The sequence below is a fragment of the Providencia sp. 2024EL-00732 genome, from assembly GCF_044006275.1.
Lineage (GTDB): Bacteria > Pseudomonadota > Gammaproteobacteria > Enterobacterales > Enterobacteriaceae > Providencia > Providencia huashanensis.
Window position 1 is genome coordinate 58,406 of sequence record NZ_JBIPDG010000006.1, and the last position, 23,106, is coordinate 81,511.

The 23,106-nt window shown below is 40.3% G+C and carries 22 protein-coding genes and 1 other RNA gene; 11 read left to right on the plus strand and 12 right to left on the minus strand.

The features are described from left to right. Positions 1 to 14: 14 nt before the first annotated feature. The 5 genes from lepA to rpoE form a co-directional block, all read right to left on the minus strand. Positions 15 to 1,811 (minus strand): translation elongation factor 4, encoded by a 1,797-nt coding sequence (lepA, locus tag ACHB7C_RS11450; protein ID WP_042845371.1) that lies wholly within the window; start codon positions 1,809 to 1,811, stop codon positions 15 to 17. A 394-nt stretch (positions 1,812 to 2,205) separates the two neighbouring features. Then, on the minus strand, positions 2,206 to 2,670 hold the full coding sequence (rseC, locus tag ACHB7C_RS11455; protein WP_042844716.1) for a SoxR-reducing system protein RseC: 465 nt from the start codon (positions 2,668 to 2,670) through the stop codon (positions 2,206 to 2,208). Positions 2,671 to 2,673: 3 nt separating this feature from the next. After that, positions 2,674 to 3,624: a sigma-E factor regulatory protein RseB gene (rseB, locus tag ACHB7C_RS11460; protein ID WP_042844718.1), complete on the minus strand. Its 951-nt coding sequence runs from the start codon at positions 3,622 to 3,624 to the stop codon at positions 2,674 to 2,676. Continuing rightward, positions 3,624 to 4,253 (minus strand): anti-sigma-E factor RseA, encoded by a 630-nt coding sequence (rseA, locus tag ACHB7C_RS11465; protein WP_042844719.1) that lies wholly within the window; start codon positions 4,251 to 4,253, stop codon positions 3,624 to 3,626. Before rseA ends, rseB begins: the two co-directional genes overlap by 1 nt. 59 nt (positions 4,254 to 4,312) lie before the next feature. Continuing rightward, positions 4,313 to 4,891, minus strand: a complete 579-nt coding sequence (rpoE, locus tag ACHB7C_RS11470; protein WP_042844720.1) for an RNA polymerase sigma factor RpoE — start codon at positions 4,889 to 4,891, stop codon at positions 4,313 to 4,315. 395 nt (positions 4,892 to 5,286) lie between these two features. Between rpoE and nadB the strand changes: the two genes are divergently transcribed. Further along, a complete protein-coding gene (gene nadB / locus ACHB7C_RS11475; protein ID WP_166685316.1) occupies positions 5,287 to 6,882 on the plus strand; it encodes an L-aspartate oxidase in 1,596 nt (531 codons plus the stop codon). A 59-nt stretch (positions 6,883 to 6,941) separates the two neighbouring features. Here the strand turns inward: nadB and ACHB7C_RS11480 are convergent, their stop codons facing one another. After that, positions 6,942 to 7,676, minus strand: coding sequence for a tRNA1(Val) (adenine(37)-N6)-methyltransferase (locus tag ACHB7C_RS11480; protein ID WP_129466145.1), 735 nt, complete (start codon positions 7,674 to 7,676; stop codon positions 6,942 to 6,944). A 157-nt stretch (positions 7,677 to 7,833) separates the two neighbouring features. Between ACHB7C_RS11480 and ACHB7C_RS11485 the strand changes: the two genes are divergently transcribed. From ACHB7C_RS11485 to srmB, 4 genes are all read left to right on the plus strand, one after another. After that, positions 7,834 to 8,565 carry an IclR family transcriptional regulator gene (locus ACHB7C_RS11485; protein ID WP_042844731.1) on the plus strand — a complete coding sequence of 244 codons (732 nt, stop codon included), beginning with the start codon at positions 7,834 to 7,836 and terminating at the stop codon, positions 8,563 to 8,565. 2 nt (positions 8,566 to 8,567) lie between these two features. Next, a complete protein-coding gene (gene hutG / locus ACHB7C_RS11490; protein WP_071548222.1) occupies positions 8,568 to 9,485 on the plus strand; it encodes a formimidoylglutamase in 918 nt (305 codons plus the stop codon). Between the two features lie 272 nt (positions 9,486 to 9,757). After that, a complete protein-coding gene (gene gltS / locus ACHB7C_RS11495; RefSeq protein WP_129466146.1) occupies positions 9,758 to 10,963 on the plus strand; it encodes a sodium/glutamate symporter in 1,206 nt (401 codons plus the stop codon). Positions 10,964 to 11,146: 183 nt separating this feature from the next. After that, entirely contained in the window at positions 11,147 to 12,478 is a 1,332-nt protein-coding gene (gene srmB / locus ACHB7C_RS11500; protein WP_042844736.1) for an ATP-dependent RNA helicase SrmB, read from the plus strand. A 29-nt stretch (positions 12,479 to 12,507) separates the two neighbouring features. Here the strand turns inward: srmB and ACHB7C_RS11505 are convergent, their stop codons facing one another. Next, the gene (locus ACHB7C_RS11505) at positions 12,508 to 13,953 is read right to left on the minus strand and encodes an ankyrin repeat domain-containing protein (protein ID WP_349488816.1); all 1,446 of its coding nucleotides are present in this window, start codon (positions 13,951 to 13,953) and stop codon (positions 12,508 to 12,510) included. A gap of 158 nt (positions 13,954 to 14,111) precedes the next feature. Next, positions 14,112 to 14,495, minus strand: a complete 384-nt coding sequence (gene grcA / locus ACHB7C_RS11510; protein ID WP_042844740.1) for an autonomous glycyl radical cofactor GrcA — start codon at positions 14,493 to 14,495, stop codon at positions 14,112 to 14,114. Between the two features lie 379 nt (positions 14,496 to 14,874). Here grcA and ung point away from each other — a divergent pair, with 379 nt between their 5' ends. Next, complete coding sequence (ung, locus tag ACHB7C_RS11515) at positions 14,875 to 15,555, plus strand: uracil-DNA glycosylase (RefSeq protein ID WP_048607890.1); 681 nt, start codon at positions 14,875 to 14,877, stop codon at positions 15,553 to 15,555. 119 nt (positions 15,556 to 15,674) lie between these two features. Here the strand turns inward: ung and grpE are convergent, their stop codons facing one another. Further along, the gene (gene grpE / locus ACHB7C_RS11520; RefSeq protein WP_042844743.1) at positions 15,675 to 16,268 is read right to left on the minus strand and encodes a nucleotide exchange factor GrpE; all 594 of its coding nucleotides are present in this window, start codon (positions 16,266 to 16,268) and stop codon (positions 15,675 to 15,677) included. A gap of 101 nt (positions 16,269 to 16,369) precedes the next feature. Here grpE and nadK point away from each other — a divergent pair, with 101 nt between their 5' ends. The 3 genes from nadK to bamE all read left to right on the plus strand — a co-directional run bounded on the left by nadK (position 16,370) and on the right by bamE (position 19,521). After that, the gene (nadK, locus tag ACHB7C_RS11525; protein WP_042845373.1) at positions 16,370 to 17,269 is read left to right on the plus strand and encodes an NAD(+) kinase; all 900 of its coding nucleotides are present in this window, start codon (positions 16,370 to 16,372) and stop codon (positions 17,267 to 17,269) included. Between the two features lie 85 nt (positions 17,270 to 17,354). Further along, positions 17,355 to 19,016 carry a DNA repair protein RecN gene (recN, locus tag ACHB7C_RS11530; protein ID WP_048607891.1) on the plus strand — a complete coding sequence of 554 codons (1,662 nt, stop codon included), beginning with the start codon at positions 17,355 to 17,357 and terminating at the stop codon, positions 19,014 to 19,016. Between the two features lie 112 nt (positions 19,017 to 19,128). Next, entirely contained in the window at positions 19,129 to 19,521 is a 393-nt protein-coding gene (bamE, locus tag ACHB7C_RS11535; RefSeq protein ID WP_042844747.1) for an outer membrane protein assembly factor BamE, read from the plus strand. A gap of 181 nt (positions 19,522 to 19,702) precedes the next feature. Here bamE and ACHB7C_RS11540 read toward each other — a convergent pair whose 3' ends face one another. Together ACHB7C_RS11540 and ACHB7C_RS11545 are read right to left on the minus strand one after the other, a co-directional pair. Continuing rightward, positions 19,703 to 20,008, minus strand: a complete 306-nt coding sequence (locus ACHB7C_RS11540) for an RnfH family protein (RefSeq protein WP_208292020.1) — start codon at positions 20,006 to 20,008, stop codon at positions 19,703 to 19,705. After that, positions 19,992 to 20,426, minus strand: coding sequence for a type II toxin-antitoxin system RatA family toxin (locus tag ACHB7C_RS11545; RefSeq protein ID WP_197679461.1), 435 nt, complete (start codon positions 20,424 to 20,426; stop codon positions 19,992 to 19,994). Before ACHB7C_RS11545 ends, ACHB7C_RS11540 begins: the two co-directional genes overlap by 17 nt. Positions 20,427 to 20,579: 153 nt before the next feature. On the opposite strand from ACHB7C_RS11545, the gene smpB reads away from it, so the two are divergent. Further along, on the plus strand, positions 20,580 to 21,062 hold the full coding sequence (gene smpB, locus ACHB7C_RS11550; RefSeq protein ID WP_042844751.1) for an SsrA-binding protein SmpB: 483 nt from the start codon (positions 20,580 to 20,582) through the stop codon (positions 21,060 to 21,062). 48 nt (positions 21,063 to 21,110) lie between these two features. Then, positions 21,111 to 21,474, plus strand: a transfer-messenger RNA (tmRNA) gene (gene ssrA, locus ACHB7C_RS11555). Positions 21,475 to 21,665: 191 nt separating this feature from the next. On the opposite strand, the gene ACHB7C_RS11560 is transcribed toward ssrA, so the two are convergent. Beyond that, the gene (locus ACHB7C_RS11560) at positions 21,666 to 23,105 is read right to left on the minus strand and encodes a hypothetical protein (RefSeq protein WP_272659429.1); all 1,440 of its coding nucleotides are present in this window, start codon (positions 23,103 to 23,105) and stop codon (positions 21,666 to 21,668) included. Position 23,106: the final 1 nt, after the last annotated feature.

A 23,106-nucleotide genomic window follows, 5' to 3' on the forward strand; every position in this document is an offset into this window, starting at 1 on the left:
GTCTCCTTGTAAACTTAGTTGTCTTTACCAACATGCAATATAGCAAGAAACGCTTCTTGTGGTAATTCAACATTACCTACTTGTTTCATCCGCTTCTTACCATCCTTTTGCTTCTGTAACAGTTTCTTCTTACGGCTAACGTCACCGCCATAACACTTGGCAAGCACGTTTTTACGTAGTTGTTTAACTGTAGAACGAGCAATAATATGGTTACCAATCGCCGCCTGAATCGCAATATCAAATTGTTGGCGAGGTATTAGTTCTTTCATTTTTTCGACAAGTTCACGCCCACGATGTTGTGAATTTCCGCGGTGAGTAATCAAGGCGAGGGCATCAACACGTTCGTTGTTAATAAGAACATCGACCCGCACCATATCCGATGGTTGGAAACGTTTAAATGCGTAATCCAACGATGCATAACCACGAGAGGTTGATTTCAAACGATCGAAGAAGTCCAGAACAACTTCAGACATTGGAATATCATAAGTAAGCGATACTTGATTACCATGATAGACCATATTGGTCTGAACACCACGTTTCTCAACACACAATGTAATCACATTACCTAAATACTCTTTAGGCATCAGCATGTGACATTCTGCAATTGGCTCACGCAGTTCTTCAATATTATTCAATGCAGGTAGCTTCGAAGGGCTATCTACATACACAATTTCACCGTTGGTTTGTTTTACTTCATACACTACCGTTGGTGCAGTAGTAATCAGGTCAAGGTCGTATTCACGCTCTAAACGCTCTTGGATGATTTCCATGTGTAATAAGCCAAGGAAACCACAACGGAAACCAAAACCGAGTGCCGTAGACGTTTCTGGCTCATAGAATAATGATGCATCATTCAGGCTAAGTTTACCAAGGGCGTCACGGAAAGCTTCATAGTCATCAGAGCTTACAGGGAATAAACCTGCATAAACCTGTGGTTTTACTTTTTTAAAGCCAGGCAGCGCTTTTTCAGCAGGATTACGAGCACCTGTTAAAGTATCACCTACTGGTGCCCCAGTGATATCCTTAATCGCACATACTAACCAGCCTACTTCACCACAATTTAATACATCGCGGTCAATTCGCTTCGGTGTAAAAATACCAAGGCGGTCAGCGTTATACACTTGACCTGTACTCATGACTTTGATTTTATCGCCTTTTTTCAAGGAGCCGTTTTTAATACGGATCAATGAAACAACACCTAAATAGTTATCAAACCATGAGTCAATGATTAAGGCTTGCAAAGGCGCATCCGCATCACCTTCTGGTGGGGGGATCTCTTTAACCAGACGCTCAATCACATCTTGAACGCCAATCCCTGTTTTTGCTGAACAGCGAACAGCATCATGTGCATCGAGCCCCACGATATCTTCTATTTCATCCGCAACACGCTCAGGGTCTGCCGCAGGCAAGTCGATTTTGTTCAAAACAGGAACAACTTCTAGGTCCATCTCAATAGCGGTATAACAGTTTGCAAGTGTTTGAGCTTCAACCCCCTGCCCTGCATCAACCACTAACAGGGCACCTTCACATGCTGCTAATGAGCGTGATACTTCATAAGAGAAGTCAACGTGGCCAGGTGTGTCAATGAAATTTAATTGGTATGTTTCACCATCCGCAGCGGTATAATCGAGTGTAACACTCTGTGCTTTAATGGTGATCCCACGCTCACGTTCTAAATCCATTGAGTCTAAAACCTGCGCCGCCATTTCACGATCTGTTAAACCACCACAAATCTGAATAATACGATCTGATAAGGTAGACTTACCATGGTCGATATGAGCAATGATAGAAAAGTTTCTTATGTTATTGATTTTCAAGGTAATATCTTCTTTTAAATTGCCTTACAAAATCAGCTTTGTGCAAATATCGCGACAAAACTAAAATGCTATGATTATCACAAGATTGTTAATTAGCAGCATTTTACATACAAGAACCCACTAACACAAAGATTCAATGTAAAACAACTGTAAACCTGTATAAGGTTAATAAGTTAGTTATCGTAATTTATCGCTAACTCCCCTGTAAAATATACTGTTTTATACCACCGTGCTTATACTATTTTCATTCCTGCTCGAAATAATCTAAAAAGCCAATGAATTGCTAATCATCCATTTATTAATAAGCTTTAAACCGCAAAAGGGAAACTACATGTTTCCCTTTTTAGTGATAGTACCAATTTATATTTCGAATACAACCCATTGAAATTTAGCAATTAACTTGTATCGAAAGCTCTGTCGGAGGTAACCCAATTTGTAAAACTACAGGTTGAAAAGCTTCGTCATCACGCCATTTTGACGCCAACTTACGTGCTATAAAAAAGCCAATTACACCACCAGCCACACCAGACATAGCTATCCAAAACTGTTCTAAGCTAAATGATTGCGCTAGACCTGCAAAAATAAATAACCCTAAAATAGGCGTTAAATAAACTAATAGTGCAGAGCGTATCAGGCTACCTTCTGGAATACCGACCTCAATCTTTTGCCCTACCACCAGTGGCTGTTCAATCGCAATTTCTAATTCATGTTCCGTATTTGGCCCTATTTTACTTAATGCGTAAGAACCACAGGTTTTACGAGCACCGCAACTTCCACAGCCAGATGAAGAACCATAGCGCAATAACGCCCTACCGTTTTGCCAACGGACTACTGTTGCCCACTCTTTTACCATAACTTACTCCCGGAACTGAATACTACCCGCCACGACTTGTGCGGTTGCCAACGGTAATTCACCGATGATAGTGACCACATGTTGTTTTTGCGCCATCGTATAAATTGTCCGACGCCCATTTTGTAAGGGTTGATCTAACAACGGGCCTTTTGCAGATTTTGTCACATTAACAGAAAAGGTAAATAGACCATCACTAAACATCGCCGTTTCGACTATATCGTCTTCAGCTAATTTACGTGAAGAGCGCGATATTTCTTCGAAGCCTGGTGGCAACATACCGATTTGCCACTTAAATGAGGGATTGCCATTTTTGGGCGAAATCAATAAAGGCGGCATATTTACCTTGCTCAAGGTAAGCAACGAATCTTTCACTGTTTTGCTATCGAGTACCGTTGAGATCACACGAAATTGTTCAAGTGTTTGACTATTATTATCGAGAAGATCGATACGTAATGGTAATTTCGTTTCTTCATCGATCAATACTACATAGTTAAAACGTGAATTGTCTTTCGATATTATGCGGATCACTAATGCAGGTCGGTCACCAATATGAGTGCGCCCTGCATCAATAAAATTATAATACGGTTTAATTTGTTGATAATTAGCAAAAATTACCGAAGGTAAGTTATCAACAATATTTTTGCCATTTAAGCTAAATGCATCAAACCCTGGCTCAAAATAGCTAATGCTGTCACCTTTTTGCACAATTTCACGTCGTGACGAATCCATCTGGATCATCTGAGAAACAGGCTTACCATCAATAATAGTATGGCGATAACGTACAGGAGTAATTGATTGAGGGTTAAATGTCACAAATGACATTTCATAAGAGAGAGCTTGGGCAGCATTTCCCATTTCTTTAAAAAGAACATCGGCATCTTGTTCAGATGCCGAAGCTTGATTAGAAACAATCAGGCTGCCCGTCAGGCAGATGACGGATAACCATTTATTCATTATTGCAATTTAACTCCTGCTGAAGACGCAGCTTGTGCAGGTTCTTGATATTGCTGATTCTGATTCAACATTGAGCGTCTTTCAATTTCATACTGCTGCAACATTGCATTAATACGTTGATTTTGCTGCTCAACTTGTTGCAGTTGTTGCTCGTTACCAAACAGTTGATTATCAGATATATTTAAGCTTACTGGCGCACCACTTCCTACTGGAATTGTGTTAAACATAGGCTCATCAACTGGTGAATCAACGGCATCACTTTGATTATATTGTTGAACACCAACAATCACAGCCAATGAAACACAAGCTGCCACACCAATTTGGGTTAATTGGCTCGCCCAAGGACGAATTTTGCCCCAGAATGGGAAACTTCCCCAAGTCGCAGGTTCAGGCTGCGATTCAACAACTACCTGAGGATTAATACGCACAGCTTCATTCTCTAGTGCTGCCGCAACTTTACTAGCAATATCAAAATGCATGACCTCGCTAGTTTCGTTACGTAGAGTATCACGAATAAGATGATAGCTCTCCCAACGTTGCTTTAACGTTGAATCACGTGAAATGGCGTTTACTAGTTCTAAATCTAGAACTTCGCCATCCATCATTGCGGAAAGTTTCTCTCTTTGCATGCCCAATTACCTTCAGTTAATTGCATCACAATTATAGTTAATTGACTGATTTAACAATACTAATACTGTTGAATCAGAGGTTGTACTTTATTATCAATCGCTTCTCTTGCTCTAAAAATACGCGAACGTACAGTGCCAACAGGACAATCCATAATTTCTGCGATTTCTTCATAGCTCAAACCATCTAGTTCGCGAAGCGTAATTGCCATTCTTAAATCTTCTGGCAATGATTCGATGGTTTTAAAAACGACTTTCTTTAATTCATCAGACAACATTAAGTTCTCTGGGTTCGAAATTTCTTTTAAAGCACCAGCGGTTTCAAAGTTTTCTGCATCACTCGCTTCGAGATCTGACGCGGGTGGGCGTCTATCTTGAGCAACTAAATAATTTTTAGCCGTATTAACCGCAATACGATAAAGCCAAGTGTAAAATGCGCTATCACCACGAAATGACCCGATGGCACGATACGCTTTTATAAATGACTCCTGAGCCACGTCAGGGACGTCGGCCTGCGGTACATAGCGAGAGACTAGACTTGCAACTTTATGCTGATATTTTATTACCAGTAAGTTGAAAGCTTGTTGATCGCCTTTTTGCACCTTCTCAACCAATATCTGGTCAGTTAATTGCTCGCTCATTCCAGGAAGTATCTCCCGAATTCAGGCTGATAATATGTTAACTTGATCATGTTCTCCCTTCCTAAAGCAAGCACTACTTTGAGTAGTAGAACTAGTTGAAGTTCAATTAAATCTAAAAAAATAGTCAATAATTTACAAAACGGCCAACGTTGCTGTTTCGATGATCCTAAAAGATCTTCATTAAAACAACTGTATATAACATTTCCGTCTCTCATGAATACAGCATACGAATTTTGTAAATAAATACTATTGCCACCACACGAAACCAATTTGAATATGTAAATAGACTTAGGTCAATACATGTTTACTAAACAGCAATCCATCAATAGCAATAGACAATCCAATAGGCTAACATAAAAAACTCAATACATACTATTATATACACGCAAACACTTATGAACGCATCCACACAGCATTACACTGATATCTTAATCATTGGGAGTGGTGTCGCAGGACTTTCAGCTGCCTTACGGCTCGCCCCCTTTCATCAAGTGACTATTCTCAGCAAAAGCAACCTCAGTGAAGGGGCTTCCTACTACGCACAAGGTGGTATTGCCGCCGTTTTTGATGATACCGACAGTATTGAATCTCATGTTGAAGATACCCTCATCGCTGGTGCGGGTATTTGCCAAAAAGAAGCGGTTGAATTTATTGCCTCAAACGCTAAGCATTGTGTTCAGTGGCTGATCGACCAAGGTGTTTTATTTGACACCGAAATCACCGAAAGCGGCGAAACACAATATCATTTAACCCGTGAAGGGGGTCATAGCCATCGGCGGATCTTACATCATGCGGATGCCACAGGTAAGGAAGTTGAAACAACTTTAGTCGATCTTGCCATTGCCCACCCTAATATACATATTAAAGAACGCTATAACGCCGTTGACCTTATCCTTTCTAATCCAGCCAACTCTTCTCGTATTTTAGGTGCCTACGTCTGGAACCGCCAAAAAGAACAAGTCGAAACAATCCGAGCAAAAACAGTTGTGTTAGCAACGGGAGGTGCTGCTAAAGTTTATCAATACACGACAAACCCTGATATTTCTTCTGGCGATGGCATTGCAATGGCATGGAGAGCCGGTTGCCGTGTTGCTAACCTTGAATTTAACCAGTTCCACCCAACCTGTTTATTCCACCCGCAAGCACGTAATTTTTTACTAACAGAAGCATTGCGCGGAGAAGGGGCTTATTTAAAACGCCCTGATGGTAGTCGTTTTATGCCAGATTATGACGAGCGATACGAACTTGCACCTCGTGATATTGTTGCTCGGGCAATTGACCATGAAATGAAGCGCCTTGGTGCTGATTGCATGTATTTGGATATCAGCCATAAGCCTGATGATTTCATAAAAAACCACTTCCCAACCATTTATGCGAAACTAATGACTCTAGGGTTAGATCTCACAAAAGAGCCAATCCCAATTGTGCCTGCGGCTCATTATACTTGTGGTGGCGTCATTGTGGACAAAATGGGTATGACCGATATCACCAACTTATATGCTATAGGGGAAGTGAGTTACACCGGTTTACACGGTGCAAACCGTATGGCCTCAAATTCACTCTTAGAATGCCTTGTATATGGCTGGTCAGCAGCAGAAAACATCAATAAAACCATAAAACAGATCGATGAGATCCCTTATTTGCCTGAATGGGATGAAAGCCGAGTACATAATTCGGATGAACAGGTTGTAATCCAACATAACTGGCATGAATTACGCCTATTTATGTGGGATTACATGGGGATCGTTAGAACCACCAAACGCCTTGAGCGCGCCTTACGTCGTATTCATCTATTACAGCAAGAAATCCATGATTACTATGCGAATTTCCGTATTTCAAATAATTTACTGGAATTACGAAACCTCGTTCAAGTTGCTGAATTAATGGTACGTTGCGCGCTAGAGCGCAAAGAAAGCCGTGGGTTACACTATACACTTGATTATCCAGACCCATCACCCAATTCAGGGCCTACCGTTTTAATACCTGAATAGAGGGTCACAAAGCCGGCACTGGTGTCGGCTTTTCTTTAGCTAGCTTCACGGTATATAGCTTAATACTTTAAATAAAATGGCTGAATAAGTTTACGAAATGCTTCGGTATATTCATTATTTTCATTTTTTAGCGCTAAAGATGTTTGTTGTACCGATGCTTCCTGTAATTGAATACCCAGCAGCATACGGTGATAACCAGTTTTAGGTTTATCGCTAATATCGACGCGAAAAGCTGTAAACCAGCCAGATTTCCCTGCCATATCCTGCAATCTCTCCCCAACTTCGTATGGTAAGACTAAACAAAACAGCCCATGGGGAGCAAGACAGGACTTCGCACTTTTTAGCAATACATCATGGGTTAAAGCACATGTATACCTTGCTTGGTCTCGTTTTTTATCACGGCATGCGACCGCAGGTTCAAAATAAGGCGGGTTACTCACAATCAAGTCATACTGAGTCAGCGAATGCTGGCTATAAGTAATAATATCTTGGTTAATTATATGTAAGCGTTCCGCCCAAGGTGATTCATTAAAGTTTTCTTGTGCTTGCGCCGCTGCCTCATGGTCTAATTCGACGGCATCAACACGCAATGTTGGGTTTCTTTGGGCTAACATCAGGGCTATCAAGCCACTACCACTGCCAATATCTAAAGCTGCTCTAACCCCTTTTACGGGAGCCCAAGCCCCCAGCAACACGCCATCAGTCCCCACTTTCATTGCACATCGGTCATGTGCGACAAAAAACTGTTTAAAAGTAAACCCACCTTTGCGGTAATTTTGTTTTAGTTCACACATGCAAACACTCTAATTGGACAATATTTATTCTATCGTACTCATTTTGAGCAAATAAAAATGATAATTTAACCTATTCGCTACAATATTATTCTTATATTATGAGAATAATATTTGAGACAAATTTTTTTTACTGCTAAGTTCAAAAAAAGGAGATGCAATGAATAGTATAAATCGAACCCTAGACATCTTGTCATATATCACAACCAGTGCATCTCCGGTGACGCCTCAGGCTATCTCATCTGCATTAGGCATCCCATTATCGACAGTTTATCGGTTGCTGGCAATTCTCATAAATTGGGAATTTGTCTCTTATGCAAAACAATATGGCACTTATTGTGTCGGTTCGCAGAGTATCAAAAACCAAGAAAAATACTATCACCACAGTTTATTGATGGGAGCTTCTAAACAAGAGCTACAAAAGCTAGCGAAAAAAACGCAAGAAACCGTGGCGATAATTACTTCAAACTTACGGGAAACTATTTGTGTAGACATGATTGAAAGCGAACAGGCCTTACGCTGCTCTTTTATTATTGGTCGTGGTAATACCTTAATAAAAGGAGCAAGTGCAAAAACGTTACTGGCCTTTCGTCATGAACAATACCAAACCCATGTATTTGAAACGCACGCGAAACAATTAGCACATGAGCAAAGTAAATTTAAATTACAACAAGACCTACTGCAGATACAAAAACAAGGCTATGGCGTGTCTATCAGTGAAATTGACGAGGGCGTATTGGGGGTTTCTGCCCCTATTTTCAAAGGAAATGATGTTTTAGCTGTAATTTCAGTTATGGCGCCTGAATTCCGTTCCACTCATCGCGTCGATGAATTTATTACGCATACTTGCCAAACAGCCCATAACATTACTAAATTAATTAACCTGGAGTAACTATGACACAAGCTTTCCAATGGCAAGGGCGCACAGATGGTGAAACACAAGAACATTTGCGCATCCATCAGGTCATTAACCAACACGCTCCTGCTAAATTTGCCTTAATTGGTTTTGCGTCCGATGAAGGCGTTAGACGTAATAAAGGCCGTCAGGGGGCCAAAGCGGGTCCAAATGCTATTCGCAGCCAACTTGCAGGGTTGCCAATTCATCAACCACTTGCCATCAAAGATAACGGGACAATTAGCTGTGATGACGGTGATCTCGAAGCCGCACAACGCCGTCTATCTGATGAATTAGTAGCTATATTATCTGCTAACCAAAAACCTATCGTCCTAGGTGGTGGTCACGAAGTAGCATTTGCCAGCTTCCAAGGCCTGTTTGACTATGTTGAACAATATCAAGCGGGTAAAACAATTGGTATTATTAACTTTGATGCGCATTTCGATTTACGCGAAGCCCCTATTGCCACTTCCGGCACGCCATTTTTGCAATCTGCCATGTTATGTCAGCAATACCAACGTCCTTTCAAATACTTATGCTTAGGCATCGCAGATCATGGCAATACAAAAGTCCTATTCGATACCGCTGATACGTTAGGTTGCCAATATATCCGCGATAAAGAATTAGCTTATACCAAGCTACCTCAAGCAATTGAAAAAATTAAAAAATTCATTGACGATGTAGACTATTTATATGTCACCGTCGATTTAGATGTATTTTCTGCTGCCATTGCGCCAGGCGTTAGTGCACCAGCACCGAAAGGTATTTCTACTGAAATTTTTGATGAACTATTTGCCATTATCAAAAGTAGCCAAAAAATTGCCGTTTTTGATATCGCAGAATGTAACCCTGAGTTTGATATTGATAACCATACCGCCAAACTCGCAGCTTATTTGATTTACCAATATTTATTCTAATAAAACAACACAACAATTCGACTGATAAATACACTGTTTCTCACGCTGTTAAGATAACTTACTTTCGAGCACCACAATAAAAATAGCTTTGAAATTGATTATCAAATTAGCTGTAGCGCAATATCTTAATGGTTTTTAACTATTGAATTTCGCGTTACAGCTAGGCGGCAAGTGACGTTATCCCTAGGAGCATACAAAAGTATGTGACTAGGGTAGCGGAGCGCGGCTAACAACTCTGTAGCGTGAAAGACAACAGTTAAAAAGGGAAAAATATGATTCTACACCTCGACACGCTCTCCACCCTATTTCTAACAGTAATCTGCCTATTGATGGGGATCCACTTAAAAAAACGTATTGATTGGCTACAACGTTTTTGTATTCCCTCCCCTGTTATTGGCGGTTTTCTGGTTAGTTTGATTATCTGGGGACTTAAATCATTCAATCTAGCCGAGATTAATTTTGATACCAGCTTACAAACCTTTTTAATGGTTGCCTTCTTTACCACTATTGGGATTGACGGTAGCTTCCGTATTTTGAAAAGTGGTGGTCGGTTACTATTTATCTATCTTTTCATCTGCTGGTTTGTGGTTATCTTCCAAGACACTTTCGGTGCAGGGCTTGCCCATTTATTAGGTGTTGAACCTGTTATCGGCATTATGGCTGGCGGTGTTTCTCTAACAGGAGGGCACGGTGGTGCGGCTGCTTTTGGTGGTATGGCAGAAAGCTTAGGGGTGCAATCAGCGACAGTCGCCGCTATTGCCGCCGCAACTTTCGGTTTAATAACGGGAAGTCTACTCGGTGGGCCAGTCGCTTCATTTTTGATCAAGAAATTTAACGTTCGCATTCAAGCTGATGAAAATGTAGAACGAGTTCAAATACCTGAAACCATCGCAGGGAAAATCGAATCTATCGATGCCCATGCTTTTTTAAAAATGCTCGCGTTAGTACTGGGGATCATGGTAATTGGTCAATTCGCCTCGGCACAATTTACTAAGGCAACAGGATTTTCATTACCGAGTTATGTAGGCGCAATGATCATCGCTATTGTTATCCGCAATATTAACGACCAAATTGAATTATTCCGCATCAACCAAAAATCGGTTGACCTGATATCAGAAGTCTCCCTTGGCTTATTTTTAACAATGGCGATGATGTCATTAAAAATTTGGGAGTTGAAAACAGTTGCACTACCATTATTTACCATCCTATTAGCGCAAGTTATTATATTAACGTTATTAGTTGTCTTTGTTATTTTTAGGCTGCTAGGTAAGAATTACGATGCCGCCGTGATGTGTGCTGGTTTAATGGGCCACGGGCTGGGAGCTACGCCAAATGCAATGGCTAACATGTCTTCCGTTTGTGAGCGTTATAAACATGTTTCCATGAAAGCCTTTATGATTGTCCCATTGAGTGGTGCAGTACTCATTGATTTAGTCGGGATACCTTACCATACTTGGCTTATTAATATATTTAGCTAATCATTTCGAAAGGGAGGTTCTCCTCCCTTTTCAATGGTGTTATCCAGCCTAAATCCTACCTACTTTCATTGATATATCACTCCCTGTCTACTTTAAAAACAGTTACAATTGAGGAAAGCTGATTTTTCAGGTGAACAATTTTGCTAACCTGTTTATAATCAGCGCCCCAAATAGAGGTATATCATGACTGCATCCACTTTTTCTGAACTTGAACTTGACGAAAGCCTAATTAATGCGCTTTCGGATAAAGGCTATCAACGCCCAACGGCTATTCAAGCCGCGGCTATTCCTGCTGCAATGGATGGCCGAGACGTTTTAGGTTCAGCCCCTACTGGAACAGGTAAAACCGCCGCATTTTTAATCCCTGCGATTCAACATTTACTTGATTTTCCAAGAAAAAAATCAGGGCCACCTCGAGTTCTGGTTGTTACACCAACTCGTGAATTAGCCATGCAAGTTGCTGAACAAGCAAAAGAATTATGCGCACATAATCACCTAGATATTGCAACGATTACTGGTGGTGTCGCTTATATGAACCATGCTGAGGTTTTCAGCGAAAATCAAGATATCGTTGTCGCCACAACAGGTCGCTTACTCCAATATATCAAAGAAGAAAACTTTGACTGCCGGGCCGTTGAAATTTTAATCCTTGATGAAGCAGACCGCATGTTAGATATGGGGTTTGCGAATGATATCGAAACCATTGCTGGTGAAACGCGCTGGCGCAAACAAACTATGCTCTTCTCTGCAACTCTGGAAGGCGAAGCAATCCGTGATTTTGCAGAAAGGTTATTAGAAGAACCCATTGAAATTGATGCAGACCCTTCTCGTCGCGAACGCAAAAAAATTCAACAATTTCATTACCGTGCCGACACACTAGAACATAAAACAGCTTTACTATGCCACTTGTTAAAACAAGAAGAGGTAACAAAAGCGATTGTGTTTGTTCGTAAACGCGAACGCCTACGTGAAGTCGTTCAATGGCTGCGTGAAGCAGGTATTGAACCATGTTACCTTGAAGGTGAAATGCCGCAAACTAAACGTAACGAAGCTGTTCGCCGTTTAGTTGATGGCCAAGTTAAAGTATTAGTTGCAACCGATGTAGCTTCCCGTGGTTTAGATATCGATAACGTCAGCCATGTGTTCAACTTTGACTTACCACGTACTGCTGATGTGTATTTACATCGAATTGGTCGTACGGGTCGCGCAGGCCGCAAAGGGGTTGCAATTTCCTTAGTTGAAGCTCACGACTTTCCACTGCTGGGTAAAATAACTCGCTATATTGAAGACCAAATTAAAATTCGTGTTGTTGACTCTTTGCGTCCGACCACGAAAGCCCCTTCAGAGGCAATGCTGAATAAGCCTAAACCGTCGAAGAAAGTCCTTGCAAAACGCAAGGAAAAGAAAAAAGAAGAACAAACTAAAAAGAAAGAAAAAGTACGCCATCGCGATAAGAAAAATATTGGGAAACGCCGTGCTCCAATTGCACCGACAACACCTGAGCAAACTAAGTAAATAAAAACGGGTTTCGACCCGTTTTTTTATTATTTCATCATATTAAACACTTTTTCACGCATAAATTTTCCCTCATGGGTTAACAATTCTGGTTTAATAATATGATTATTGAGAATGTCTTTGCAGTCTAAGCCTTGGTTGTTTTTAACTCGCCAATCAGCTCCACTTGCTAACAATAACTCTGCCACCTCAAGTGCATGGCTATTCACTGCATCATGTAAGGGAGTATTGCCTAAACTATCCCTAATATTTACCGTTACACCATTCTTTAATAAGATTTGAGATTGCATGACTTGGCCGTTTTGTGCAGCTAAATGCAAAATACTTTTTTGTTCTTTTGATTGCATACTTTTAATTAATTGCCCATATTGAGATTCAATTAAAACTTGCATAAATTGCCCATTCATTGCACTAACTGATTGCCGAGCTAAAAAGTCAATATCGCTAGGTTTATGATGTCGAACTAAAATAGCTGAAAACTCATTAATATCCCCTGCTTTAATCGCTTTCTTACACCCTTCTTGCCAATTTAATACTTGTTGTTCTTCAGGGTTAGGGAATACAGTTAATGGTATTTCTTGGATTTTATTATATTCTCCAGTAAGGGCATTCCAATTATTCCACGGTTTATGCATGCACATCATTTTAATAATTTTAACCATTGTATGTGCAATAAAACTTCTTGTTAATAAACGGTGTGGTAGCCAATTTTTCCAAGAACTCTGTTCGCTATAAGGCATTTTAATACAATTTCCCAACGCAGAAGGGATTGGTAAAGAATTTTGTAATGAATCAAGCCAGTCATACTGCACAGTATAAAAACGTATTAGTCCTTCCTGAGCCACTTTTTCAGCCATGTGGTAATCTATGCCGACTTTATTAACAGTGCTCTTAGACAGCCCTGCTGGGCTAAATGCAATACAAGGAGAATTGCTTGCCAATGCTGCAATAGACGATAGCCCTCCACCTAATGAATGCCCTGTACAGATTGTATTTCCATTAACTGCATTTGATAAAACATTCATTAAACTCACGGCTTGAAAATATTGAGATTCATACAAACCAATTCCTTGGCGGATATTTGCATAAAAATCGCTGATATCATTGCTACCACTAAAACAAAGAATATATAAATCATAAAACCGACAAATATTAGCTTGGAACCCTGTCTGCTTATCACTTAATAATTCAGCACTTATTCCCAGTTTATTCAATTCACTATCATCTAATCTTTCAATCTCTTGTATTGTCTGCCAATTTTTATTGTAAGCCCCCTGTGAAAGCAACGCTAATATATAGTCTTTCGGCTGTGCATCCCGACCTAAAAAGTCATTTTTTAATATTTTTGGGGGCCACAAATTTCCCCCGCAAGACTGATTTTCTACATGCTGATGTTGTAAATATATATCTAAACTTTCTTGAGCAAGAGAAAGCTCATCTCTAGAGGATATCGTTTCTGGCGTTAAAAAAGGCATAAATTCCTCCTAACAAATATATTGTGTTGGAAGAATATTGGAATACAAATAGCCAAGGAGAGAAATAATCTACTTTATTAGTCGCAAATAAAAAGCCATTGATAACAATGGCTTTAGAATTTATTACACAGTATTTAACGTAGTTATACTAAATTTTATTATAAGCTTTCAGTAAAAGTACGGGTAATAACATCACGCTGTTGTTCAGGGGTTAATGAGTTAAAACGTACTGCATAACCTGATACACGGATGGTTAATTGTGGGTATTTTTCTGGGTTTTTAACCGCATCTTCTAATGTTTCACGGCTTAAAACATTCACATTTAAGTGCTGGCCACCTTCGACACGAACTGTTGGCTTCATCTCCAAAGGGACTTCACGATACTCAAAAGCACCTAATTCGTCTTTCGCGACGATTTGGCCTTCGTTATAATCCGCTTTTGCACAAACACAACGAGCCTCATTTTTCTCGTTATCAAGTAACCAGAAAGAATTTAATAATGCTGCATTATCTGTTTTAGTAATTTGAATACCAGTAATCATGTCGACCTCCACGTTCGAACTTGATTGCAATCGGTTTTTATTAACCGAAACTGCATTAACCATCAATCTTATAAAAACTAGCAATTGGATATTTGGTCTAACCAATGTATATAGTCATTTTATACCAGTTGAACCCCTGAGTTTCTTTGATATTTATCAATTATTTCGCGCAGTAACTAAACAGATCAGTTCAACTTTATGATTTAAATCAAAATTAATCCGTTTGTTTTTTAATTTTTTTCATAAACTTTAAAAAATATTTTAAATACTATAATCAATATCAGGGCTTTATCTCTTGCCTATGAACCAGTAAGCTTAGGGTATCAACTGGTTCAGTTATAAATTGGACTGTCATAGATTCATTATTATGGAATACTTCATGTCAGAACCTATCACATGGCACGATGTCATTGGCCCAGAAAAATCCAAGCCTTACTTCAAGGAAACACTTGCTTACGTTGCTGATCAACGCAAAAAAGGTAAAGTTATCTATCCACCACAAGATGATGTTTTTAATGCTTTTCGTTATACAGAACTTGCCGACATCAAAGTGGTTATCTTAGGTCAAGACCCCTATCACGGACCTGGTCAAGCCCATGGCCTATCTTTTTCGGTACTCCCAGGGGTAAAACCGCCACCTTCTTTAGTTAATATGTATAAAGAACTGGAGAAAGATATCGCTGGTTTTCAACGCCCTGATCATGGCTATCTACTGAGTTGGGCTAAGCAAGGTGTCTTATTACTCAATACCGTACTGACGGTAGAGCAAGGTAATGCACATTCCCATGCACATCTAGGCTGGGAAACCTTTACAGATAAAGTTATTGAAGCTATTAATGAAAATACTCAGGGGGTCATTTTTCTATTATGGGGCGCCCACGCACAGAAAAAAGGCAAAATAATTAATACTAAGCGCCATCACGTCCTTAAAGCCCCACATCCATCGCCACTTTCAGCGCACCGTGGTTTTTTAGGTTGCGGACATTTTTCCCAAACAAATACCATCTTAGAACGGGAAGGCAAAACACCTATTGACTGGAACCCAGTCATCAACGAATAAAATACGATGTAATGGGCTAGAAAAGCAGAACAAGAAAACAATAAAATCAAACAATTGATTTTCAATAATACTAGTAATTAAATGGGATGCCTGTGCATCCCATTTAATTATCATTATCGTTATTTCGACACGATGACCATTGCTGGTCTTAATAGACGGTTATTTAACGTGTAGCCTTTTTGCATCACATCAATAACATGACCTGCTTGATGATCAGGCGATTCTATCATTGTCATTGCTTGATGAACCTCAGGGTTAAACGGTACATTCGCTTCGCCTACGGGTTCAATGCCAAATTTCGCCACTGCATCTAAGAATGTTTTCAGCGTTAAATCTAACCCTTCTACCATTGCTTTAGATTGTTCATTGTCACGGTCTGCCGCATCAATAGCACGCTCTAAATTATCAATAACTGGTAATAGTTCATTAGAAAATTTTTCAAGAGCAAATTTGTGCGCCTTTTCGATATCTTGTTCCGTCCGACGACGAATGTTTTCGATTTCAGCATGGGCGCGCAACATGGCTTCACGCTCAGTTTTTCTTGATGCTTCAAGCTGTTGCTCAAGCTCAGCAATACGCGCTGCTAACGCTTCTTCGTTTGCTTGCATTTCATCAGCTTGCTGAACTTCAGCTTCTTGCTCTTGTTGAACTTTTTGTGATTCATTTTGCTCAAAAGCTTGCTCATCATGCATGTTTTGGTCTTTACTACTCATGAATATCTCCGCGTATTTAGCATTAATCCCCTATATGAGAGTATTATGGGGATCTAATACAGGGATTCAAGGGAAGTCATACAATGAGAGGCCAAAAAAGTATGCGAAAGGGCAATAATACACCACAATCACAATTTAAAACGATAGGCATTGTCGGGCACCCAAGGCATCCGGAAGCATTGGCAACTCATGAATTAATTTATCATTGGCTAATTTCAAAAAATTACCATGCAATTATTGATAAACAAGTTGCCAAAGATCTGAAGCTGGCTAATGCCAATACAGGGTCATTAACCGATATCGGCCAACAAGCAGACCTCGTCGTCGTCGTTGGGGGTGATGGTAACATGCTGGGTGCTGCGCGCATTTTATCCCGCTATAATAATAAAGTTATCGGCGTAAACCGGGGTAACCTCGGTTTTTTAACTGACCTCGACCCTGATAATGCCTTACAGCAGCTTTCTCGGGTCCTTGAAGGTGAATATCGCGAAGAAAAACGTTTTCTATTAGAAGCTCAGGTTATCAAAAGTAATCAAAAATCACGGAAAAGTACTGCAATCAACGAAATTGTTCTGCACCCAGGTAAAGTCGCTCATATGATCGAATTTGAAGTCTATATTGATGAAAAGTTCGCATTCTCTCAGCGCTCTGATGGCTTAATCATTGCAACTCCAACTGGCTCTACCGCCTATTCACTTTCTGCGGGAGGCCCTATTTTAACGCCTAATTTAGACGCCATTGTCTTAGTCCCTATGTTCCCTCATACCCTATCATCACGGCCACTCGTTATTAGTAGTGATAGTAGTATCCGTTTAAAGTTTTTACGCACAAATATCGACTATGAAGTCAGTTGTGACAGCCAAATTATGCTGCCAATTCAAGATGGTGAAGAGGTTATAATTAAACGCAGTAATAAAAACCTTAACCTAGTTCACCCCCAAGACTATAACTATTTCAATACGTTAAGTTCAAAATTAGGATGGGCTAAAAAAACTTTTTAATTTTTTTGCGCTACCTCTTTACTGTATAAAAAAACAGTTTAAACTGTATGAAAACACAGGTGTGTATTTTTACAGGAGAGCGCAGATGCTTACTCAATTAACCATCAATAATTTTGCTATCGTTCGTGAATTAGAAATTGATTTTCGTAATGGCATGACCACCATCACAGGTGAAACAGGTGCGGGTAAATCTATCGCTATTGATGCGCTCGGCCTGTGTTTAGGGGAACGTGGTGAAGCCAATATGGTACGCTCTGGCACTCAACGTGCAGATTTGTGCGCCCGCTTCTCCCTTGCAGATGCAAAAATGGCCGCAAATTGGTTAGCTGAACATCAACTTGATAACCAAAATGAGTGCCTATTACGCCGTACAATATCTTCTGATGGCCGCTCCCGTGGCTTTATTAATGGCGTATCCGTGCCTCTTTCGCAGCTTAGGGAACTCGGTGCTTTACTAATCCAAATCCATGGTCAGCACGCTCATCAATTATTACTTGATAATACTCACCAAAAATCACTACTAGATGCCTATGCAAATCAACAAGAACTGCTCTCGCAAATGAAACAAGCTTGGCAGGTTTGGCATAACTCTTGCCAGCAATTGGCCATTTTTCAAAAACAAATGCAAGAATATGAAGCTCGTCAGCAGCTATTAGAATATCATTTGAAAGAATTAAATGAATTTATGCCCATCCAAGGGGAATTTGAAGAAATTGACCAAGAATATAAACAATTAGCAAATTATGGTCAGTTTTTAACGCTTGGGCAAACTGCGGCTCAAATATTATCAGACAATGATGAAGCCAACGTGATGGGCCTGTTGAGCATGGCAAAAAATGAGTTATCTGAATTAGTCACTCTCAATCCTAAGTTTTCAGGGTTACTGGATATGCTCGAAGAGGCTTCAATCCAAGTCAGTGAAGTCAGTGATGAAATAAAACATTATTGCGATCAGTACGAACTTGACCCCAATCGCTTGTTTGAACTTGAACAACGCATTTCTAAACAAATTAGCCTAGCGCGTAAACATCATGTTACTCCTGAAGCACTACCAGAACTATTTCAACAGTTACTAAGTGAGCAAGAACAAATTTCCAATCAAAATGAAGATTGTGAAGCATTAAATGCTCAGGTTATTAATGATCACCAAAAAGCATTAGCTTGCGCTAAGCGCTTACACCACATGCGCCTGCATTATGCCCAAGAGTTAAGTTCATTAATTACCGATAGCATGCACCAACTATCTATGCCCCACGGCCTGTTTACTATTGATGTAAAATTTGTTCCGGAACAGTTGCAAATCGACGGTGCTTGTAAGATTGAATTCAATGTTACGACTAACCCCGGTCAGCCTCATCAAGCTTTAAGTAAAGTTGCATCCGGCGGTGAATTATCACGCATAGCATTAGCTATCCAAGTTATTACCGCTAAAAAAATGGACACCCCAGCCTTAATTTTTGATGAAGTCGATGTCGGTATCAGTGGGCCAACAGCAGCGATTGTTGGTAAATTATTACGTGAATTAGGTGAGTCGACGCAGGTTATGTGTGTAACCCATCTACCGCAAGTTGCTGGTTGTGGTCATCATCATTTTTATGTCAGTAAAGAAACCAATGGCGTAGAAACTGAAACACATATGCAATTACTGGACAAAAAATCAAGGTTACAAGAACTTGCCCGACTTCTTGCCGGTTCAGAAGTCACAAAAAACACACTGGCAAATGCAAAAGAATTACTCGCAGCGTAATTTTTGACAACTTTTTTACGCTCATGTGGTCTTAGAGTCGATAAGGAAGGTTTTAAAATGTATCAATGTCGATTATCATTGATGTTCTGACTCCAAAAGGAATGAGATATCCATGCGTTATAAATTGTTAACTGCTGCTGCACTATCACTCGCATTAATGTCTACGGGCTGTTCAATGATGGAACGTCTTGTCTATCACCCTGACATTAACCAAGGTAATTACCTCACAGCGAAAGATGTTGCCAAGATCCAAAAAGGAATGACACAGCAACAGGTCGCTTACACTTTGGGCACACCAATGTTATCCGACCCGTTTGGTACTCAGACTTGGTATTATGTTTTCCGCCAAGAGCTCGGGCATGACCCAGTTCAGCAAGAGACTTTAACTCTAATTTTTGATCGCAATGGTATTTTAACTGATATCAAAAATGAGAAAAACCTTGCAGCCCAAGAGTCAATGGAAGCCGCTGAAACTAAAGCATCCGAGACCAAGTCAGCTGACTAATCATATAGTTAGGGCTTTATGAAACTATCTACCTGTATCATTAACTACATGTTTGAACAGGTAGTTATTTTGAATGAACATTGTTATACCACTCTTATTTCCAAAGCAATTTGAAGATATTAAGTCTACATAACAAAAAAACCGAGCTATCGCTCGGTTCATCAAAGTCATATTAGCTCTATCAACTATTTTTTGTTTCTTTAGATTTTTCAGCGCGCTTTCGACGTAATTCTTTCGGGTCTGCAATTAAAGGCCGGTAAATTTCAATCCGATCACCATCTTGCACTTTATCAGTCAACTTTGCAGGGCGGCTATAAATACCCACTTTATTTTTCTTTAAATCGATATCATCACGCAACGCAAGAATTCCAGAGGCAATTATTGCATCCTCAATTGTTGTACCATCAGCAACCTTCACTGATAACAAAAATTGTTTTTCCGGCAATGCATAAGTTACTTCGATACTAAGCTCAGACACTGTAAACATCCTTAGCTCTTAAAGTAAAGGCTTGAACCATGTTGTTCGCCAATTCCTTAAAAATTTTACCGAATGCTAACTCTATTAATTTATTAGTAAATTCAAAATCAAGATGAAATTCGATTTTGCATGCATCAGCACTTAAAGGAATAAATTTCCATCCTCCAGATAACTTGCTAAATGGCCCTTCGACCAACTGCATGTGAATACACTTGTTATCCTCAAGTACATTTTTAGTAATAAAGGTTTTGCTGATCCCCGCTTTTGACACTTCAACTGAAGCTGTCATTTCATCAGAACTGTGGCTAATAATTCGGCTACCTACACACCCAGGCAAAAAACTTGGGTATGAAATAACGTCATTGACGAGTTTATACATTTGTTCTGCGCTGAAAGGGACTAACGCAGAGCGACTAATCTGTGGCATATCAATTCCTATCCCCAAAAACTGAGCATATAATACCATCATTGACTGGTTAAACAAAAAACAAAACCCATACAGGGCAAGATTTGCACAATCAGAAAAATATCAGCTTAGAAAGATTTCTTTCAACTCAGCTTGCAGTATAATGATTGCACTATGACAAAGAAAAAACCATATAAACCCGGTTCAGCAACAATTGCTATGAACAAGCGTGCTCGCCACGAATATTCTATCGAAGAGGAGTTCGAGGCGGGTTTGTCCCTACAAGGTTGGGAAGTTAAATCACTACGCGCTGGCAAAGCCAATATTGGTGATAGCTACGTGCTTTTACGTGACGGTGAAGCCTACTTATTTGGTGCAAACTTTACACCACTTACTGTTGCATCATCCCATGTAGTGTGTGATCCAACCCGTAGCCGAAAACTACTTCTGAATCAACGTGAATTAGACACACTTTACGGCAAAGTTAATCGTGAAGGGTATACCGTTATTGCACTTTCCCTCTATTGGAAAAATGCATGGTGTAAAGTCAAAATTGGTGTTGCAAGGGGTAAAAAAGCCCATGATAAACGTTCTGATATCAAAGATCGTGAATGGCAACTCGATAAAGCACGTATAATGAAACATTCTAATCGCTAAGTTCTAGCTTTATAGGATAATTTTCTGTTATACTGTGCTCAACAACTTGGGGCTGATTCTGGATTCGACGGGATTTGCGAAACCCAAGGTGCATGCCGAGGGGCGGTTGGCCTCGTAAAAAGCCGCAAAAAAATAGTCGCAAACGACGAAAACTACGCACTAGCAGCTTAATAACCTGCTTAGAGCCCTCTCTCCCTAGCCTCCGCTCTTAGGACGGGGATCAAGAGAGGTCAAACCCAAAAGAGATCGCGTGAATGCCTTGCCTGGGGTTGCAGCGTTAAACTTAATCAGGATAGTTTGTTAGTGGCGTGTCTGTCCGCAGCTGGCAAATGAATTTAAAGACTAGACTAAGCATGTAGTACCGAGGATGTAGAAATTTCGGACGCGGGTTCAACTCCCGCCAGCTCCACCAAATTTGGTGGGTCAGTGATAGGACAACAGGTTTAAAAACAGGAAGTTAGCAAAATCAGTTGGACTAGACACTGGCAACATTAAGACTAGAAAGTGCACGTGAAATGCACGCGCATTTGAAAGTTACTAAAAGCCCACTTCTGTGGGCTTTTTTATTCCCTTAAAGAAGCCAAGATTAAGGCTCGCATTTTATTACTCCCAAACATAAACCTTACCAACAATAAAATTGCTAATTTTTTTTACTGTAAATTTTTTTCCAGCATTGGACATAACTGCATGAATGTAGTTATCTCCTGTCCCTTGAATAATAAACCACACACCATCAGAAGGAACAATTGAGGCTACAGATAACACATTATTATGAGCAGTATTAGTAAAGGCTAATAATTTTCCAGTTACTGATTCAGATAGAGTGAATTCTAAATTCCCGCCTTTATTAACATCCATTAAAAATCGCAACAAGTACGTTTTTTTATTGAGATCTTGTTTTAACGGGTAACGGTTATCACTTTCAGCTTTAGTATAACTATCGCCTTTAAGGGCATAATTACCCGCAGGCGCATAGTTACCTGCAGGTTGATAGCTCCCTTTTGGCTGGTACCGAGTATCCCCTTCGGCTTTGGTATAACTCTCGCCCTTAAGTGCGTAATTACCAACAGGAGCATAGCTGCCTTTCGGTTGGTACTTGGTGTCAGACTCCGCTTTCGAATAACTGTAACCTGACGCTTGATAACTGCCTTTGGGTTGGTACTTATTATCGGTTTCTGCTTTAGTGTAACTATCTCCTTTTAAAGCATAATCCCCTGACGGCTGATAACTCCCCTTAGCTTGGTAACGTGTATCCCCTTCCGCTTTGGTGTAACTGTCACCTTTAAGCGCATAATTCCCTGCAGGGGCATAATTGCCTTTGGGTTGATAGTTGGTATCAGACTCCGCTTTTGAATAACTATAACCTGCTGCTTGGTAGCTGCCTTTAGGTTGATACTTACCATCGGTCTCAGCCTTGGTATAACTATCTCCTTTTAAGGCATAATCCCCTGATGGCTGATAACTTCCCTTAGCTTGGTACCGTGTATCCCCTTCGGCTTTAGTGTAGCTTTCACCTTTAAGTGCGTAGTTGCCTGCGGGGGCATAATTGCCCTTGGGTTGGTATTTGGTATCAGATTCAGCTTTAGAATAGCTATAACCGGTAGGCTGATAGTTGCCTAAAGGCTGGAAGCGCTTGTCAGATTCTGTTTTGTTATAAACATTGATATCACCGGCACTTAAATCGGCTTTCAGCTCTTGCCATGCCGTGCCAGTTACTGGCTCAACATTGTTATTTTCAATCTTCGACTGCCACGTTTTGTTTTTATGATAAACAATCGCGCGGATTGGGTATGGCTTGCCTTCTGCTGCCCACTTAGGGAAACCAAAGCTCTGCAACTCGCCAATGGCTTCAGTGATATCGTGAAACATGCCGTTCATCTTCTCACGTTCAATATCTTTCGCGGCAGGGTCAGTTTGTTGGTCACGCTCATAATCGTAACTATAGCCTTGCGTGTAAGAAACCGCGCCATCGGCTTGCACGTCATCGGGAATAGAAGTCCTGTCCCCTTGTGTTGCAAAGGGGATTTTAAAGATTTTTGTCATG